Raw genomic sequence first — 18298 nt, 5'->3', positions numbered from 1 at the left:
CTAGCCAAGGCAGCGTATACGTTTAGTATTACGCTGCTTTGTTTATATCACTATGCATGCCTTATTATTCGCTATATAATGGATATAGATTTTATTGTTGGTGAAAGTTTATATTCTTCGGCTATAGAACGGTAGCCATTTACCATAATTAGGAAGGATTTTTATGTACAAGAATACCCCTTATGTATTACGTGCCCTTGTTTTAGGCACACTATTAGCTACAACAGGCCTCAGTTTTGTGTCTGCTAATACTACAACTCATGCTCATGCAGTAGCCTCCACAAAAGCTGAGGCGTCTACAGTAGTCAATACAAAAGCAGTTACACCAAAAACAGATGTTTCTAACGTAGAAGCAACTAAATTAGAGTCTCCTAAATTTGATGCTGCTAAAGCTGCCACACCTATGGTTGTAAATACATCTATTGGTACGCCTCAAGATATTCAAAAAATCCGTGCCCACATCTTCTCTGATGTACCTAGCGATTTCTGGGCTGCCAACTCTATCAGTACTGTAACAAAAGCAAATCTTATGAAAGGTTATTCTGATGGTACATTCCGACCTAACCAACCTATGACTCGTGAAGAAGTAGCTGCTCTCTTCAACAACATCACAGATGATGGTACAGCAGCCTTCTTATCTAGCAAATTTAAAGATATTACATCTGATCGTTGGTCCGCTCTTGCTATCGAATCTGTAGCGCGCAAAAATATCATCAGCGGTTATGGCGATAACACATATAAACCTGAAAAATATATGTCTCGCCAAGAATTTGCTGTAGTAGCAGACAACTACATTCACTACTTAGGATACACAACAGAGGATCCAACAGCACTTGATAATATTGCTTATGGAGACCAAAAATTCGTAGCTCCTTGGGCTCAAGACGCAGTTCGTGAACTTGCATACCTTGGCTTTACAAACTACGCTCCTGGCACATTATTCAACCCTGAAAAATATGTAACTCGTGCTGAAGCAGCTGAGATTGCATACCGCATGACACAAACAGAGCAAGCACTTGCCTTCCACAATACATTGTTCAAACAACAAGTAGAAAGCAAAACAGCTACTATTATCGACAAAACATTAGGCTATGGCAATGACTTCACTAAATTCCGTCAAGACGGTGCCCTCTTCTGGGATGGTGGAAAATTACATGCTTCTTTAACAGATAAGAAAAAAGCTGATGCTGTGGCGCATGCAATTTCTGAAACGCAAGATCCACAACTTGAAAGTGCTCTTGTAGTATCTCAAGGTAAATTAAATCAAGCTCAACTTGAAGATTATCAATCCGATGCTCTTGATTTATACAAAGCTAAAGAGCCAAAAGGTAATATCATTTCCATCCGTCCTAATGACGATACAAGCGCTCTTATCATCACAGCAGACTCTGTTCAAAAGGACACTGTGAAAGCTTTCAAAAAGAAATTCAAAAACAATGTAGTAGTACAATTACCACAACCAGAGACAGTAAAAGCGGATGCAGCGATCCAATTCCCATTGCCTCCACGCGTAAACTACTACGATACAACAAATAAATAATTAAATAAGCTAAATGATAAAAAGCCGTGTTCTTACACGGCTTTTTGTTGTATTCCCATGAAAATGTATGATAAGACTATTATTAAATCTATAACGCAAAAAAAGAACCGCCCCAAAGGAGCGGTTCTTTCACAATTAAACAGCTGTTACTATACACACATAATCGAATTCACACAGTTCGATTATTTTTTTGTTACATCATTTTGGCGGTCACGTAAATTACCAACCGGTACATATACGGTACCTGCACTGTGCATTGTATCCACGTCTTGTTGCAATACCATTACAACAGAATAGTCATCGGTTGTGTAGAATTCAGTAGGCATTTTGTCGATGTTTACTTCGCCGCCCAATTGATTCTTCACATCTTGATTATTCTCGATAGCATTCACTAATTCTTTTTTGTTAAGACCACCAAGGTCATACAAGGATAATTGACGACCTGTTGTAGTGTTGAATGTGAAGCCTTTTACATAGTTGACGCCATTAGCATCACGATCACGCATTGTGTACGTATGAATCAATACACTGAAGATACCATTTTTGTCTGTTTTAACATCGTAGTACATAACTACATTTGTTTTATCAGCGTCTTTGGCATTCATTTTTTCTACGTCGTTTTGTACTTTAGCAACGTATTTTTTGATAGTATTATTGATTGCTTTTTCTACAATTGGACTAACAGATTTAACTGTTGGGAACACTAGATCAAGATGATCTGTAGTGGATTCCACTGGAGATACAGCCACCTCTTTGCGGTCCATATAGCGGTCCGCATTAGGTGCTACTACTTCAACTGCATCGCGATCAACCTTAGATGCTACAGAGCGCAACGCACGGTTTTGCTCCGGTGTAGCAGTACTAGAGATACGGTATGTTAAATCGTTACGATTTACTTTATTCGTATCAGCTTGCGCTGCTTGCACTGTTGTAGTGTCTTTAGTTACAGGAATTTCGCTTGCTGCGAAGGATACTACTGGCAATGCAGCAGCCATCATGATGAGTACAGACTGTTTTAATTTCATTGTTTAACCTCTTATTGTTGTTCTTGCTCAGCTTTCATTGCTAAAGCTTCTTCTTTATTGAATTTGTGAGTTACAACACGACGAACAAGGTAGAGACCAGAGAAGATGAATGCAAGCAATCCTAACCATTGTGCTGTGCTTTCAAAATCAGGGCCTACTAATTCAAGTGGAGATTCACCACCACCAGTTGTAACGGACAATACAATAATAACAGCTATGATTACACCAATCAAGCTTTCACCAACAATCAAACCAGAAGCGAAGAGAACGCCACGGCGGTTAGATTGTTCAACATCGTACTCAGCGAGTTCGCCAGCACGCATTTTAGCACGAGCCACTAGGTAACGGCCTACGAAATAGCTAATGAAAGAACCTAAGATGAGTGGCACTTCCAATGTTGGAGGTAAGTAGATACCCATGCCAACTGCCAATGGAGGCAATGTTAAAGAAGCTGTTGTGCTCTTAAGAATCAAGTTAACGATGATTGCTACTACGCCAACACAAACGCCAATCAAGATGTAATCCCAATCCATGCTGGAACTGAAGATACCTTGAGCAATTGTAGTCATCAAAGTTGCTTGTGGAGCGGATAATGCAGCATTAGGGTCCATTTCAGCACGTGGTAACGCACCTGTGAAGCCATATGCTTGGTAAAGCAAGTTAAGAACAGGAGCAATTGCAACTGCACCAGCTACAGAGCCAAGTAACAACGCAATTTGTTGACGCCAAGGTGTAGCACCAACGAGTTGACCTGTTTTCAAGTCTTGCAAGTTATCGTTAGAAATAGATGCAATGGCGATAACTACGGATGTCATGAAGATAGCCATAGCTGTAGCGAATTGTACGCCTGCTTCTGTAGCGAACAAGTTATTTTCAGAAGCGATGAAGTACACCACTAAGGAAGAAATAATAGTCGCCAAGATACCAATACCGGAGATTGGAGATGCAGATGTACCGATAAGACCTGCCATGTAACCACATGCAGCAGCTACGAAGAAGCCGATTAGCAATGCTACGAGAACACCTACAATAACAAGTGTCCACATTAAGCCCGCGCTAATAGGTACTGCAGATACGAAGTCCCAGAATGTAAGAACTAAACCTAAAAGGATGATACCGAACACGATGATAACAGATTTTGTGCTCATATCTGTATCCATACGATGCAATTCACGTTCAGCGGAACTGCTGTTCATGGATTTAACAGAAATTTTCATACCTTCGATGATAGGTTTGATCAATGTAATCAAAGTCCAAATCGCTGCGATACCGATAGCACCAGCACCGATGAAACGAACTTTAGATTTCCAAACAGCCATTGCAAACTTAGCAGTAGCACCGCCATCTGGAGCAAAGATATTAGTGAAATAAGGTACAAAGCCAGCCCAAGCGATGAGTACACCAACTAGGATAGCGATACCAGAAGCGATACCGATAAGGTAACCAGCACCTAACAACGCTGTAGAGAAGCCCAATGGAATTTGAGTAATACCTTTGCTACCTACAGGAAGCCAGAAGCTCATGCTGTCCCCAAGAACTTTGAAGCCATTCGCACAAAGACTGATAATACCAGCTACAAGACCACCGGATACGATATCTCCCATACCGGAGCTAGATTGAGGGCCTTGGCCACCATTGTGGGAACCAACCTTCAATATTTCTGCTGCTGCACGGCCTTCTGGATATGGTAGATCACTATTTACTACCATGGCACGACGTAATGGAATGGTGAATAACACGCCAAGAGAACCACCGCATGCGCAGAGCAAGAATGTTTGCCAGAATGGGAAACCATTCCAATAGCCAAGCATTAGTAGACCTGGCAAAATAAAGATAATTGCGGACAAAGTACCAGCTGCGGAAGCCTGTGTTTGTACCATGTTGTTTTCAAGAACGTTAGAATCCTTGAAGAAACGTAAAATTGCCATTGAAATAATGGCTGCCGGAATGGATGACGAGAATGTCAAACCAACCTTCAAACCGAGATATACGTTAGATGCTGTAAAAATAACAGTAATTAATGCACCAAGTAGCATCCCACGTACCGTCAGTTCCGGCAGATGAAGGTCATGGCTCATAAAGTCATGTTTCATAAGTACTTACCTCCTCTGTGAAACTAGAGCTTACAACAATATAATAAGCTACTTCCATTTTATCGTGTTAAAGCGATGATTTCAATATATATGCGATGATTTATATGAAACATGTATACAAATTAATATAAATCATCGCATATATATCGGTAGAAGAAAAAGATGTATATGCACAAATCGCATATACAACTCCCTTCTATATGAAAATAGAAATCATTATCTTTTATTCTGTACAAATATACAGGATTTTATATAATTAAAGTACCGACGATAAGGTCGGCATGTCTTTTAAGGAGGTTGTAAACATTATGGAAACAAGAACTGAATATGATTCAATGGGACCAGTCGAAGTCGACGCTAGACGAATTTACGGACCTCAAACGCAACGCTCGTTCAATAATTTTAAGATCGGTGACCACCGCATTCCTATTGAACAAATCAAAGCGCTTGCGCTTGTCAAAAAAGCATGTGCTTTAACTAATGCTAAGTGTGGCGCAGTAACTGAGGAAAAAGCGAAACTCATCGCTCAAGTAGTTGATGAAATCGTGGACGGCAAATGGAATGATGAATTCCCATTGACTGTATTCCAAACAGGTTCTGGCACACAAACTAATATGAATGTGAACGAAGTAATCGCTCACCGGGCTAAACAGTTAGATGAAAGCAACCCACTCCATCCTAACGACGATGTAAACCGCGGCCAAAGTACAAATGATACATTCCCTACGGCAATGCATATCTGCGCATACTTTGAAATTACAAAACGCGTCATCCCTGCATTAGACGGCCTTATCGCATCCTTCGAGAAATTGCAAGAAAAAGGCAAAGGTTTGCAAAAAGTTGGTCGTACCCACCTACAAGATGCTACTTTCATCATGGTAGACCAAGAAATCAGCGCCTTTGTGGACGGCTTAAAAACTGCTAAAACTATGCTCCTTCAAAACGCGGACCACCTACTCGATGTAGCTCTCGGCGGCACTGCTGTTGGTACTGGCGTAAACACGCCTAAAGGCTATCTAGACGTTATGGAAACTGTATTGCCAGAGGTAACAGGTGCGCCATTCCGCGTGAAGAACAACAAATTCCAAGGACTCGCTCTTAAAGATGCTTTCATGATGGCTCACGGTGCACTCAATACATTAGCTACTACACTATTCAAAATTGCTAACGACGTCCGTTTCTTAGGCTCTGGCCCTCGCTGCGGCTATGGCGAATGGCATCTTCCTGAAAACGAACCGGGCTCCTCCATCATGCCAGGCAAGGTAAATCCTACACAATGTGAAGCCTTGGCCATGGTATGCGCCCAAGTATTCGGTCATAATACGACTATGACACTCTGTGCAGGCAGCGGTGCGTTCCAATTGAACGTGTACATGCCTATCATGATCTATGATTTTGTTGAAAGCTGTCGCCTCCTCTCAGATGCTATGAACTCTTTCACAACACACTGCATCGACGGCGTAGAATTTGTGCCGGAAAAACTCAACTTCTTCGTAGAACAATCCCTCATGATTGCTACATCCTTAACACCATATATCGGCTACGACAAGAGTGCTAAGGTTGTAAAAGAAGCATACAAACGCGGTTGTTCTATCAAAGAAATCATCTTGGAAGAAAAACTCATGACTGAAGACGAATTTGCTGAAGCAGTTCGCATGAAATAAAATCTCTCTCATCTCTATGACATATCTGTAACATCCTCTCATACCTCAAATGAACGGAAAATAAAAGGACGTAATAGTCTTGAAATCTTCAATAATACTTATTACTGAAGAATAGACTATTACGTCCTTTTTGTTTTATATGTCTTATAGCAATATTTAATTTAAACTAATGAAATTCTATAATAATGTACCTTTAAAAGCATCATTTTAAGCATAAAATATACTCCAATCAAAAAAATGCCTTATGCTATCCGCATTCATTATAATGATTTAAATATAATTCTATCCTCTTCACTAATTTGGCTCAGATCATCTTTTATAGATATAGATTTACCATAAATACGTTTTAAGTTATTAATGCTATCAATATCCTCTATTATACTAGCAGTATCATAAAATGAGTAATTGGGTATCTTTAAAATATCTGTACCTATTGGTGTTAATAAAACCCTAGTATAACCCGATTCCCCTTTTACATATAAATATGGAAATACCACCTTATGAGAAATTTTAGAAAATTCCAATCTAGTTTTATATGTGCTATCCTCTAGCATTCCACCAAACACAATTCGATAACGACCAAAACTATAAGAATCTACTAGTTCGGTATGTATCCCATAAAAATTTAAATAAATTATACTAAGTCCCACTAAAAAACATATGGCTAATATTTTATATATTGGAATCCTTATGTTATTCATTATATCTTACCTCATCTGTCTTAAACCCTAATACGATATAGTATCGGAACTTTTATTTATAAATTATGACTTCAATACATACTTAATAAAAAGAAAACCTAAAACATAAAATATTACTACACCAAGATATACATATGGTAATGAGCTTAGCAATTCATCAATTGGAATACCATTTAAAAGACGATATAAAATCTGAACTATAGGAAATAAAATAGCTACGATTATAATACTATAAAATAAAAACTTAAAAACACTTTTCACATTACTACTCCCACAAAACAAAAAACTCTATATAAATACTCTTTTATACTCCACTTTTTACTTCTCTAATATCTCATAAATTTTATAGCTATTAATACCATAAAAAATACAATTAGAAAAACATATTTCATATTAAATAGATTATTAATCTCTTTAAATCCATTTTTCTTAAATGCTTGTATTAACAGCTTTACTTGTTTACGACTTAATATATATAAAATTATATGCAATACTATCCCCGCTAGTATTGCTGCTTTTAGATTTCCTTCGTATCCACCAGTTATCATTGAGCAGATAAAAGCTATATCCATAAGAATAATTGGAATAGTACATATAATAACTCTGTAGATAAAAAATTTGCTATACATTAATCTACACCTATAAAATAGCCCTACAATATCAATGTTTCAATCTAATCAATCATTCAATTACATATCATCCACAATAATATAGCTGTTATGAAATATAAATAATACCGAAAAACCTTTGCATTAGAATAGCTTTTTGAGGATTTAAGTTTAAATGTTGCAATGATCTCAACAATAACTAAGATACCCATATTTACATAGAGTAAACTAAGATAATCAACTAAATCGGGAATAAAAAATGTCTGCACTATAAGAAAGAGGCTGATTGGAACCCCTAAACCTAAGAAAAGACCATATAGATTAGGGGATTTCAACTCCATATCACTTTTTAAAATATAGAGTCTAAACAACCTATATAAATAATAAGCCAAAAGACCTACAGGTAATCCGATTTTATAAATAGACAACGGAATCATTTATTAATACACTCTCTTCTTTAAGCAACACAACTAAAAATTTTAACTCTAATATATCACAATTATTATATAAGTTCATATAATAAAAAGAGGCATTGTATCTAAAATACAATGCCTCTTTTTATTTGTAACCTATGTTTTTCTAATATCTCACAAGTTTTATAGTCATTAACATGATCAAAGATATGATAAAAACCATCTGTTTCGTACTTAGCAGTTCATAGGTCTCGTTAAATGTATTATTCTCAAATGCTTGTATTATCAGTATTTCTTGCTTACTGAATTCTAGGTATATATCTAAATGGCATCCAATTGCCACTAGTATTGCTATTTTGAGATATCCCTTATATATATCCGCTGTCATATCATAGAGCAGAGATATATCAAATAGAGCAAGTAGAATGATACATATAAGAAATTTATGGATAAAAGATTTACTATACATGATTGTATCCCTATAATAAGCTCACTTTTTATTCTAATGAGCTCACTTTTTATTCTAAGGAACTCATCTTTACTTCTAAGCTACACCATCAAAGAATGTAATGACTGTAATTTCTCGTGGGCAGTTGATACGAATTGGGAACCAGTGTCCTGTGCCGTTATTAACGTAGCACACGCTTTGTTCTTCTACGTAGCGACCTTTTGTATATGGTGTACCTGTTGGTACCAACGGCATGCCCATGAATACGATTTGGCCACCGTGGGTATGACCAGAGAGGGTCAATGGAATTTTACGTTCAATGGCTTCTTCAAAGAATTCAGGGTGATGCGCTAATAGGATAACAAAGGCATAGTCTGGAATACCAGATAAAGCCTTATCAATCATAGCTTCACGCTTTTCTTTTTCCCGATCATTGTCATACGCAACACCTGCAATATATACAGGTTGTTTACCGCCCATAATTTGAATATTGCTATTCACAAGAATATTCATCGGTGTATTATGTTTTAGTTCGTCTAATACCTTATTTACATCGTGATGGTATTCGTGATTTCCTAAGATGAAATCTACACCATCAGGAATTTGTTTTGCAAAGGTTGTCAGTCTTTCACAAACTTGAGGCAACCAAGCTAGTTTATCGATTAAATCACCAGTGATAACAACGCGATTAGGCTTTTCTACAAGGGCGAGCTTTAAAATTTCATCAAGATCATCTAAGTCGATGCTTGGCCCTACATGAATATCGCTGAGTTGAACGATTTTATAATCCTTTAACCCAGGCGGTAAGTTCGTATAACCGAAGCTTTCATGAGTAACCTCAATCTCATGTTGACCTATATAGGCAGCATAGCTAGAACCACCAATTGTTGCCAACGGTACCACTGTTGCCGCGGTTCTAAAGAAGGCGCGACGGCCCGTTCTATTTTCCTCTGGCGTTTTGCTCCAAATTTTATTAACCGCCCAGTATAGTAAACCTAGGACGATGAATACAGGAATAGCCAAGAATAGGCCAAAGAGAAAACCGTAACTTTCAGTACGGAATAGATTCATCAACGGATAATACATCGTTCCGTATAGATCCACTTGATTGAGTATATAGTATCGGATGGCAGCGAACCACGCACCGATAATGATTATATAACCCACCCAAGCAGGCCATTTCTTTTTAGGCTTCCACAAATTGAGGAAAAGCGCCCAAAATCCTACCAATCCTATTACAAGGATAGCAGAAAAAATGATATTAAATAGAATTCTCATTCATTGCTCCTACAAATTATTTTGCCATCTCCGTCAATTTACCATGAGGACCTGCCCAAGCATAATCGGCGAACTCGTCGCGCTTGATGAGCATCCAGTCTTTTGGCAATTGCTTTTGGATGTCTCCGATCGTTATATTTTTAGCATCTCCTGCATACGTCAAATTACCGCGAAATGCTTTCATAAACCATTTTCGATGAGAGAAAATATGTGTTATTTCTTTTACCAATACAGGTTGTAAAGCTAGTTCAAAGCCTAGATCCTTAACTAATTCTTCAAGACCTTGTTCCCCTTCGTCAAAGGTAGATACCATTTCCACCGAAGGAAATTCCCACATGGACCGTAACAACCCACGATTCGGGCGTTTATGCAATAGGTAGTAGTCTTCATATTGCAAGATGCCTACAAATAGAGGCACCTCTACAACCTTCGTTTTCTTGATGCGCACAGGTAATTTGTCCGTATCCTTATGTTGATATGCTGCGCACATATTTACAATAGGACATTCCCCACAGCGCGGAGTTTTTGGAATGCACACAGCAGAGCCAAAATCCATCAATGCTTGGTTAAAATCACCAGGTCGATCGTGAGGTAATGTTTCCTCTACAATAGCAGTTATAGCCTTCTTACCTTTAGTGCTCAAAATATCATCAAAGATGCGATATAAACGAGCGTAAATGCGCAGCACATTGCCGTCTACAGCTACCTCTGGTTCGTTGTACGCCATGGATAGCACGGCCCCAGCCGTATAAGATCCTACGCCCTTCAAGGACTCCATAGTCTTGCGGTCACGGGGCACAATACCACCGTAGTTTTCCACGACGTCCTTTACGCCAAGGCGCAAGTTACGAGCACGGCTATAGTAACCAAGCCCCTGCCAAGCGTGAACCACCTCATCCTCAGAGGCCTTTGCTAGGTCCTCTAAAGTTGGGAATAAACGCATCCAATTGTCATAATAGGGCTTCATCGCCTCAATGCGCGTCTGCTGGCTCATCACCTCAGACACCCAAATCTTATAAGGGTCTCCGCAATCGCGCCACGGCAATTCCCGTTTATGCACATCATACCACGCCAACAGCTGTGGCACCCACTTAGGGTTCTTTTTATCAGTCATATTACCTCAAAATATTATAAACTTAGGACTCTAGTACCACGTTCATGACTATAGGCATATTACAACATATATGTTGCAGCCAATAAGGTACAGATTATCCATTAATATACAGATCAATGCGCGCCAAGTGTTCGCTTTCAAGAACGGTGTCCACAGCGGTCAAATCCATCTTATCTACCGCACTATTATCTCGACCAAATACAATGGGCCCTTTTAACTTCTTGCCTTCTAGCAGCATTGGCAACCATTGGCGGTCACCATCCCACATGTGCTCATAGGGAATTTCATCGACCGTTAGCCAATGAGGCTCCATCTCGTCTGTTTCCTCTACATTGCCTGTGAAAGTACGCAAAAAATACACATAACCGACATGTGTTAAGCTTTCATCAAAAGGAAATTGAAAATCAAAAGCAGCCACACATTCTAAGTCTTCTGGGAGACCATGAAGGCCAGATTCCTCAAACAACTCACGGATAGCACAGTCTCGGAAGCTTTCACCAGCCTCGAGTTTACCACCAAATCCATTATATTTATCAGCCCCGAAACCACGTTTCTTACGACCTAGCAATATGCGATTTTGTTCATCAATAGGAAATACGAGCGTCGTCGGTTTCATAAGGCCTCCTCAATCGTTAAAATAATACCCTATTATTATACCATTATTTCATGTACGAATGGGCTAATTATGGTATGATTAAGAGTATAGATTTTCTTATACGGAAGGAGGCACATGATGAATAAACCACTACGATTTAACATCGCACTAGGGCGCACAAAGCCTGTTAATATTCGGAACGAAGAAGTGCACTGCCCCTTCTGTGATCGTTCAAAATTAACGGATATTCTAGATACATCAGGCCATATCATATGGCTCATGAACAAATATCCTGTACTAGATAAAACATGGCCGACGGTTATTATTGAAACGGAAACGGACGAAGGCGAATTTTCCACCTTGCCTGCTGATGAAGCAGCCCGTATTCTCCAATTTGGCCTTGATAAATGGCGCGAAACACGAGAACGGAAAGAGTTCAAATCCGTACTGTTCTTCAAGAACCATGGTTATATGTCCGGTGGTTCCATTCGTCATCCTCACAGCCAAATCATAGGCCTTGAAGATTACGATTACCACGAAGATATTACAGCTCAAAATATGGAAGGCTGGCTCTTGCGCGAAGATCAAGATGTGCGCATCACCTTGTCCACGCAGCCTATCATTGGATTCTTTGAGTACAATATTCGCTTCAAGCCAGATGCACCGGTTCGCTCCGTTGCATTGCGTTTACAACAGGTATTGCGTTATGTATTGCGCAGCATCGCTAATTATAGCCAGTCCTATAACTATTTTGTATATAATCTTGAGGACGGCTACGACTATATCAAGGTAGTAGCCCGTTATGTCACAACACCACTTTACGTGGGTTACAAAATTCCTCAAACTTGCGACGAGGAACGAGCTGCAAAAATCATTCAAGACATTGCGCCGTACTTCCACGCCTCTAAATAGTTTAATATACAAATTGTATCTAAATAATTTTGATGATATATTTGAAAGGATGTTTATGAAAGTATTTGCCATCGGCGACCTCCATCTATCTGGCAATCCTCCGACGAAGCCGATGGATATTTTTGGTCCTCACTGGGATAATCACTGGAGCCGCATCAAAGAAGATTGGATTTCCCGTGTAACAGATGATGACATCGTCTTTCTCGTAGGTGACATGAGTTGGGCCCTTCGCCTTGATGAAGCAGCTTGCGATTTACAAGAAATTGCATCCATGCCCGGCAAAAAATATATGATTCGCGGTAACCACGACTACTGGTGGGCCTCTGCTAACAAGATGAGAAACCTCATGGGTGATGCTATCACCTTTTTACAAGGCCATGGTACAGCAGAACTCATTCAAACAGAAGAAGGCCCTCGCATTATTGCCTTTGGTGGAACACGGGCCTACCTCTGTCCTGGAGACTCCCATTTCACACCAGAAACAGACCAATCCATTTACGATAGAGAACTGATGCGTACCGAAGCAGCATTGCTAGAAATGAATAAAGCTGTAGACATACTAAGAGAAGAAATTACTGCTGAAGCAAAGGTTGATATAACAAATCTTAATAAAGCTGATACAACAGATTCTGATAAGGCCTATCTATCAGCAATAGATATAGACAACATACCAGTAACAAAAATCTTATTGTTACACTACCCTCCATTTAACGAGTCCAATGCCCCTTCTGGTTTCACGGACCTTATGGAGCAATACAAAGTAGATACATGTATCTTTGGACATTTACACGATCAAATATCCTTTAAGCGCATTCCAAAGGAGTTTGGCTCCACAAAATTAGAGCTAGTATCTGCAGACTATCTAGACTTTAGACTGAAAGAAATTATGTAAGGAGAGACCATGAGTCGCATTCATAAAGAACATTTACAAGCGGGCTATATTTTTGGCGATACTATTAACCAAGAATATATTTACTTGCCCTCTGGTGAGGTAGGTACTGACCATCCATTGGCAGTTCTGGAAACACCGACAAAGCGTGAAGATATCACGTTGGACGAAGCAGTCCACATGATTGACACATTAACACTAAAACGTTGTAGCCATCCTACACTAGGGAAAAAATCATTTTAATAGAAAAAGGGGTTACAACTAAATGCGGTGATAACGCATTAATTGTAACCCCTTTAAAATGTGAAACCATCAAGAAAATTAGATGGTTATAGGACAAATTAGATTTGTATAATCTTAGTCTTTCTTAATATTTTATATGCATTTCCTATTTAAAATAATATCCGTCTAAACGCATATATACAGACAGCAATGAACATTAACATCGAAAATATAGCAATAAGTCCACGCCTATAATATAAGCTATCTCGTTTTTGAAAATAGCCTGTACACAGTGTAATCAGTGTAAAAATAGTCCAAATACTTCCATAATTTACAATTACTTTATAATCCCTATCAATTATAATTTTAAGAATTAGTAATATTAAGCTTATAAGAGAAATAATAGATAAATATTTTGTTAAACTACCAAAAACTCTATGTTTTTTTATATATTCATACTCTTCATTAATAGCAGTTTTACGAATTTCAAGTTTATATAAGGCTATACCAGAAATTATAGATGCCAAAATAAATATATTTCCTAATATTATAATCTTACTCATTTTTCACCTTATTTTTCCACTTAAGCTGGTAGATATCTACCAGCTTTTTGTATAGACTTATATAGTTTTTAGATGTTCCATAAAAGGATTATCCTAAGAATCCACCATGGCCCATACGAATACAATCCTCTTTTGTGATTTCATCGTTTGCTACGAGGCGTGGCAAGATTTCATCAAATGCCGTTGGTTTGCTAAATAATACGCCACCTGGAACGCCAAGAATCGGTGTACCATCAGCACAATAAGCAATACAAACCATAGAACCTGGCAATACAGGTAATCCGTATGTTACTACGCGATCTGCATAACGTTTAATGGCCCCTGGTGTTAAATCGTCAGGGTCAACGCTCATGCCGCCGGTACAGAAAATAATGTCGGCGCCAGCTGCTTTTACCTTATCAATAGCCGCTACGATATCGTCTGTATTGTCCGTTACGATTTCATGAGCTACTTTATTTACACCAAATTCTGCACAACGTTCCTCAATGATTGGGGTGAAAGCATCTTTAATACGGCCTTCAAATACTTCGGAACCTGTAGTAACAATGCCCATTGTTTTGCGTACGAATGGTTTTACATTAAGTAAAGGCTTGCCATTAGCAATTTTCTTCGCATCCTCTACTTGTTGTTCCTCTAATAACAATGGAATACAACGCATGCCCGCTAATTTATCGCCTGCTTTCACAGGTGTATTATTAAATCTCGTTACGATAGTAAGCTCGCCAATGCTATTAATAGCGTGTAGTCGCTCTACGTCAACTTTAAAGAGACCGTCTACGTCTGCAATAGCTTCGATTTTGCCTTGCGCCATAGGTCCATCGTGCATATTTTCGCCACCTGCCATATTGTACAAAGCACGTGCCACGTCCTCTTCGTGCAAGAATCCTTCATCCTCAGGTTCCATCACAAAGATATGCTCTTTACCAAGGTCTAGTAATTTCGGAATATCCTCTTCCGTAATAACATGGCCACGACGGAATGGCGTATCTTTCACCTCTCCTATGACAATGCGTACTAAATCATGTATTAATGCATGCCCTACGGCATCTTGTGTTCTAATGGATTTCATAATATCTCCCTTTATAATCTAGAATTCTGTGTAATGTATTAGACCCAAAACTGTATTCAAACTTTAAATGCTGAATTCTATACAATGTATGTTATAACAACAAAATATACCTAATCCTATTCTGAATTTCTTGCAAATTAGTTTATAAATATCTTCCAAATAAGACCTAAATAGTCTTATGTATTAATCATATAAAAATAGCTTTATATATGCTGTAACTCAAGTCACCTTATTCGGTAAGATCAGATTGCACCGAGTATACGCGCAAGTAGTACACCAATCCAGCAAAGGATTAAGCCCCCTACAACTTGTACAAAGCCATAGAATAAGGCTTGTACATAGGACTCAGCCATCATGAGTTGTAACATTTCAAAGGCAAAGGTTGAAAATGTTGTAAATGCACCGAGTCCACCAACAACGAGGAAAAATCTCGCCAACTGCGATAAATCTGGCTTTTGCATATATAGACCTAGTACAAGGCCAATAATAAGGCAACCAATGAGGTTTACTACAACCGTTCCATATGGAAAGGAACTCACCTTTGTCATAACCCATTCGCCAAGAGCCATGCGACACAACGCACCAACTGCGCCACCAATGGCAACTGCAATGTATTTTTCCATATTGCCTCCTATACTTACAGTAGTATCCTACGATTTTCACAATCCGTGTAATTATCTGAAATAACCGATAAATATCTAGTTTTCTATATTAGTCAACGACCAACAGTCTCAGTATACTATATTTAGAGAGCAGGGAAAAGAAAGGAATCCCTATGAAACCTGCAACAACACCGTTAACTGAGCTGCGAATAAATACCTACGAAGACCCATTTTTACAACATCAATATGTGTGTTTAGGTCATAAAATTGCCAGCATTCGTATATCTCTAAATATGTCCCAACACGAGCTAGCACGCCACGTTGGTATTAGCCGCAGTTATTTGAGCAAGCTAGAGTGTGGCACAGGCATATCCGGCATGTCTTTAGAAATTTTATTTAAAATCGCTCAAGCATTCCAAATTGATGTAGCTCAGCTTGTAAGGTTGCGTATCATAGATTATAAAAGTTGCAATGCTCATCTTACGTCACACTATAAACGATTAGAATTTCTAAGTCATACGAGGAACAGCGCGCTAACTAAAGTTAAGCCAAAGCTAAGTTAAGCTAATCAAATACAGTATTAACGCTCGTACAGAAAAAGCCCCGCCAACGGCGGAGCCTTTCATAAAGCATGCCAACAATAGGCATTATACTTCATTAAGTTTTTTGTGTTGCACTTCAGCATTTGCTTTTTTGAAGATAAATGCATTATTAATATGCTGACGCATAGCAGTTTCTGCTGCCACTTCATCATGACGCTCAATAGCATCTACGATATGATCATGTTCATCGTCGCAATCATGAGTACGCACTGCATTAAAAGAGCTAATGTACATGTCGCGATTAACGCGTTCACGGAAGCTCGCTAAGTATTCTACAACGCGTTCATTACCAGAATAATAAGCAATCATAGTATGGAAACGACTGTTTACTTCAACGCGTTCTGTAGCTTCTTCAATTTCATGCATTTCTTTACAAATTTCACGCAACTCTTTAATTTGTTCATCAGTGGCATGACGGGCACAAAGTCGTGCACCAAGGCCTTCCATTACTTCACGCACTTGATACAATGCAATAATCTCTTCAGGAGTATCCGCCTTTACAGTAACACCCTTCCAAGGAACAATAACTACGAGATTATCTTTAGCCAATTTACGGAATGCTTCGCGAACAGGTGTAGCACTCACTTGCAATTGTTCTGCAATTTTTACTTCGTTAAGCTTTTCTTGTGGCATCAATTCGCCTGTTAAGATAGCTGTTTTTAATGTTAAATAAACTTGTTCACTAAGTGGTAATCTTTCAATGGAGTCCACAGCGGACAATTTGTATTTATCTTTAGAATCTTGTCGTCCCATTAATATCTCCTAATCTTATATCCCGTCAACTCATTCGTACTTTCAAAGAACGGCTAAAATGAGTATAATATATTGTACGATATATTTTGTATTTTGAATAAATATGTTATATGTGGTTTAATGCATATAATATAATTATAGAGCTCACATCTAAGACTGTCAATTTAACGATAGATAATAGCTATATCTCATTTTTGAAAGTAAGGAAGTTGTACCATGAGCCGTTGTTTAGTTATCATAAATCCTGTATCAGGTGGCGGTGCGGCACGTCGCTATGCCCTCGATTTACAATGGAAATTGAGCACCTTGTTTGAAACGATTGAGGTCAAATTCACTACTGGTGAAGGCGATGCTACACGTTTCGCAAAAGATGCTTGCGAACGCGGATTCGATGCTGTATTCTGCATGGGCGGTGACGGCACCGTAAATGAAACCGTTAACGGTATTGCCCAAGGTGGCTTTAAATCTACCTTTGGTTTCATTCCTGTTGGTACTGTAAACGATATGTCTCGTGCCCTTGGTATTCATCAGAATCCAACACAGGCGATCAAACGTATTGATATCAATCAAACACGTACCATTGATATCGGTCGTTGTAACAACAAATATTTCTGCAATAATATCGCAGCCGGTGTTATTCCAAAGGTAATCGAAGAGGTTACCCCAAAGGAAAAAAGCATTTTGGGCCCTCTAGCCTACTTCTTACGCGCAGGGCAAGCCTTATTTACAACAAAGGACTACACATACCGCATCAAAACAGAGAATGACGATTTTATCTGTAAATCTCCACTCGTTCTTGCATTGCTCACCAATGTAGTATCTAGCTTTGAACGCTTCATGCCGGAAGCATCTGTAGATGATGGTTATATGCGCATCATAATATTCAAGGAATACTTCATCCTCGATATACTCAGCGTATTGCCACTTATCATTAGTGGTGCCATCTACAACTCCCGTTATACAACAACACTAACTGTGAAAAAGGCTCATATTGAGTTATTATCTAATATCGGTGATTTACCTACTAATATGGATGGCGACCAAGGCCCATCCATGCCAGTAGATATCGAAGTATTGCCACGGGTTCTAAAAGTATTTGCCCCAGCAAAACACAAAAAGAAAAAGGCTTTGAATTTGCCTATACTACCACATATCTAATAAATTGTAGAGAAATCTACAGGACAAAACTATATAACAATCTATAACA

General features: G+C 38.7%; 16 protein-coding genes. 7 read left to right on the top strand and 9 right to left on the bottom strand.

The window, feature by feature from the left end; all coding sequences use genetic code 11:
• Positions 1–163 precede the first annotated feature (163 nt).
• Positions 164–1540, top strand: a complete 1377-nt coding sequence (locus tag O3607_RS04905) for an S-layer homology domain-containing protein (RefSeq protein ID WP_371443455.1) — start codon at positions 164–166, stop codon at positions 1538–1540.
• 182 nt (positions 1541–1722) lie between these two features.
• Here the strand turns inward: O3607_RS04905 and O3607_RS04900 are convergent, their stop codons facing one another.
• Entirely contained in the window at positions 1723–2565 is an 843-nt protein-coding gene (locus O3607_RS04900) for a hypothetical protein (RefSeq protein WP_302857765.1), read from the bottom strand.
• Between the two features lie 11 nt (positions 2566–2576).
• On the bottom strand, positions 2577–4658 hold the full coding sequence (locus tag O3607_RS04895) for an OPT family oligopeptide transporter (protein ID WP_371443454.1): 2082 nt from the start codon (positions 4656–4658) through the stop codon (positions 2577–2579).
• Between the two features lie 308 nt (positions 4659–4966).
• Between O3607_RS04895 and O3607_RS04890 the strand changes: the two genes are divergently transcribed.
• A complete protein-coding gene (locus tag O3607_RS04890; protein WP_371443453.1) occupies positions 4967–6322 on the top strand; it encodes a class II fumarate hydratase in 1356 nt (451 codons plus the stop codon).
• A gap of 260 nt (positions 6323–6582) precedes the next feature.
• Here O3607_RS04890 and O3607_RS04885 read toward each other — a convergent pair whose 3' ends face one another.
• The 4 genes from O3607_RS04885 to O3607_RS04870 form a co-directional block, all read right to left on the bottom strand.
• Positions 6583–7023: a hypothetical protein gene (locus O3607_RS04885; RefSeq protein WP_005385180.1), complete on the bottom strand. Its 441-nt coding sequence runs from the start codon at positions 7021–7023 to the stop codon at positions 6583–6585.
• Between the two features lie 1565 nt (positions 7024–8588).
• On the bottom strand, positions 8589–9770 hold the full coding sequence (locus tag O3607_RS04880; RefSeq protein ID WP_371443452.1) for a metallophosphoesterase: 1182 nt from the start codon (positions 9768–9770) through the stop codon (positions 8589–8591).
• 16 nt (positions 9771–9786) lie between these two features.
• On the bottom strand, positions 9787–10884 hold the full coding sequence (mutY, locus tag O3607_RS04875; RefSeq protein WP_371443451.1) for an A/G-specific adenine glycosylase: 1098 nt from the start codon (positions 10882–10884) through the stop codon (positions 9787–9789).
• A 94-nt stretch (positions 10885–10978) separates the two neighbouring features.
• The gene (locus tag O3607_RS04870; protein WP_371443450.1) at positions 10979–11500 is read right to left on the bottom strand and encodes an 8-oxo-dGTP diphosphatase; all 522 of its coding nucleotides are present in this window, start codon (positions 11498–11500) and stop codon (positions 10979–10981) included.
• Between the two features lie 117 nt (positions 11501–11617).
• Here O3607_RS04870 and O3607_RS04865 point away from each other — a divergent pair, with 117 nt between their 5' ends.
• The 3 genes from O3607_RS04865 to O3607_RS04855 are packed head-to-tail and all read left to right on the top strand — an operon-like array spanning position 11618 to position 13523.
• Positions 11618–12391 (top strand): DUF4931 domain-containing protein, encoded by a 774-nt coding sequence (locus O3607_RS04865; protein ID WP_371443492.1) that lies wholly within the window; start codon positions 11618–11620, stop codon positions 12389–12391.
• Positions 12392–12446: 55 nt separating this feature from the next.
• Positions 12447–13283, top strand: a complete 837-nt coding sequence (locus O3607_RS04860) for a metallophosphoesterase (protein WP_371443449.1) — start codon at positions 12447–12449, stop codon at positions 13281–13283.
• Positions 13284–13292: 9 nt separating this feature from the next.
• On the top strand, positions 13293–13523 hold the full coding sequence (locus tag O3607_RS04855) for a hypothetical protein (RefSeq protein WP_005385164.1): 231 nt from the start codon (positions 13293–13295) through the stop codon (positions 13521–13523).
• Positions 13524–14153: 630 nt separating this feature from the next.
• On the opposite strand, the gene O3607_RS04850 is transcribed toward O3607_RS04855, so the two are convergent.
• Positions 14154–15134, bottom strand: coding sequence for a molybdopterin-binding protein (locus O3607_RS04850; RefSeq protein WP_303884434.1), 981 nt, complete (start codon positions 15132–15134; stop codon positions 14154–14156).
• 242 nt (positions 15135–15376) lie between these two features.
• The gene (gene crcB / locus O3607_RS04845) at positions 15377–15757 is read right to left on the bottom strand and encodes a fluoride efflux transporter CrcB (RefSeq protein WP_060924482.1); all 381 of its coding nucleotides are present in this window, start codon (positions 15755–15757) and stop codon (positions 15377–15379) included.
• 152 nt (positions 15758–15909) lie between these two features.
• Here crcB and O3607_RS04840 point away from each other — a divergent pair, with 152 nt between their 5' ends.
• A complete protein-coding gene (locus O3607_RS04840; protein WP_024064499.1) occupies positions 15910–16299 on the top strand; it encodes a helix-turn-helix domain-containing protein in 390 nt (129 codons plus the stop codon).
• Between the two features lie 84 nt (positions 16300–16383).
• On the opposite strand, the gene O3607_RS04835 is transcribed toward O3607_RS04840, so the two are convergent.
• Positions 16384–17091, bottom strand: coding sequence for a GntR family transcriptional regulator (locus O3607_RS04835; RefSeq protein WP_371443448.1), 708 nt, complete (start codon positions 17089–17091; stop codon positions 16384–16386).
• A gap of 216 nt (positions 17092–17307) precedes the next feature.
• Between O3607_RS04835 and O3607_RS04830 the strand changes: the two genes are divergently transcribed.
• Complete coding sequence (locus O3607_RS04830) at positions 17308–18249, top strand: diacylglycerol kinase family protein (protein ID WP_024064501.1); 942 nt, start codon at positions 17308–17310, stop codon at positions 18247–18249.
• Positions 18250–18298: the final 49 nt, after the last annotated feature.

This window comes from Veillonella sp. 20925_1_51 (assembly GCF_041431445.1).
GTDB classification, from domain to species: Bacteria; Bacillota; Negativicutes; order Veillonellales; family Veillonellaceae; genus Veillonella; species Veillonella nakazawae.
Note: the sequence above shows the minus strand (reverse complement) of the source record. Positions and strands in the feature narration are given on the sequence as shown.

Coding starts and splice junctions, on each gene's coding strand:
- O3607_RS04905 (WP_371443455.1), top strand. CDS start 164: ATGTACAAGAATACCCCTTATGTATTACGTGCCCTTGTTTTAGGCACA.
- O3607_RS04900 (WP_302857765.1), bottom strand. CDS start 2,565: ATGAAATTAAAACAGTCTGTACTCATCATGATGGCTGCTGCATTGCCA.
- O3607_RS04895 (WP_371443454.1), bottom strand. CDS start 4,658: ATGAAACATGACTTTATGAGCCATGACCTTCATCTGCCGGAACTGACG.
- O3607_RS04890 (WP_371443453.1), top strand. CDS start 4,967: ATGGAAACAAGAACTGAATATGATTCAATGGGACCAGTCGAAGTCGAC.
- O3607_RS04885 (WP_005385180.1), bottom strand. CDS start 7,023: ATGAATAACATAAGGATTCCAATATATAAAATATTAGCCATATGTTTT.
- O3607_RS04880 (WP_371443452.1), bottom strand. CDS start 9,770: ATGAGAATTCTATTTAATATCATTTTTTCTGCTATCCTTGTAATAGGA.
- mutY (WP_371443451.1), bottom strand. CDS start 10,884: ATGACTGATAAAAAGAACCCTAAGTGGGTGCCACAGCTGTTGGCGTGG.
- O3607_RS04870 (WP_371443450.1), bottom strand. CDS start 11,500: ATGAAACCGACGACGCTCGTATTTCCTATTGATGAACAAAATCGCATA.
- O3607_RS04865 (WP_371443492.1), top strand. CDS start 11,618: ATGAATAAACCACTACGATTTAACATCGCACTAGGGCGCACAAAGCCT.
- O3607_RS04860 (WP_371443449.1), top strand. CDS start 12,447: ATGAAAGTATTTGCCATCGGCGACCTCCATCTATCTGGCAATCCTCCG.
- O3607_RS04855 (WP_005385164.1), top strand. CDS start 13,293: ATGAGTCGCATTCATAAAGAACATTTACAAGCGGGCTATATTTTTGGC.
- O3607_RS04850 (WP_303884434.1), bottom strand. CDS start 15,134: ATGAAATCCATTAGAACACAAGATGCCGTAGGGCATGCATTAATACAT.
- crcB (WP_060924482.1), bottom strand. CDS start 15,757: ATGGAAAAATACATTGCAGTTGCCATTGGTGGCGCAGTTGGTGCGTTG.
- O3607_RS04840 (WP_024064499.1), top strand. CDS start 15,910: ATGAAACCTGCAACAACACCGTTAACTGAGCTGCGAATAAATACCTAC.
- O3607_RS04835 (WP_371443448.1), bottom strand. CDS start 17,091: ATGGGACGACAAGATTCTAAAGATAAATACAAATTGTCCGCTGTGGAC.
- O3607_RS04830 (WP_024064501.1), top strand. CDS start 17,308: ATGAGCCGTTGTTTAGTTATCATAAATCCTGTATCAGGTGGCGGTGCG.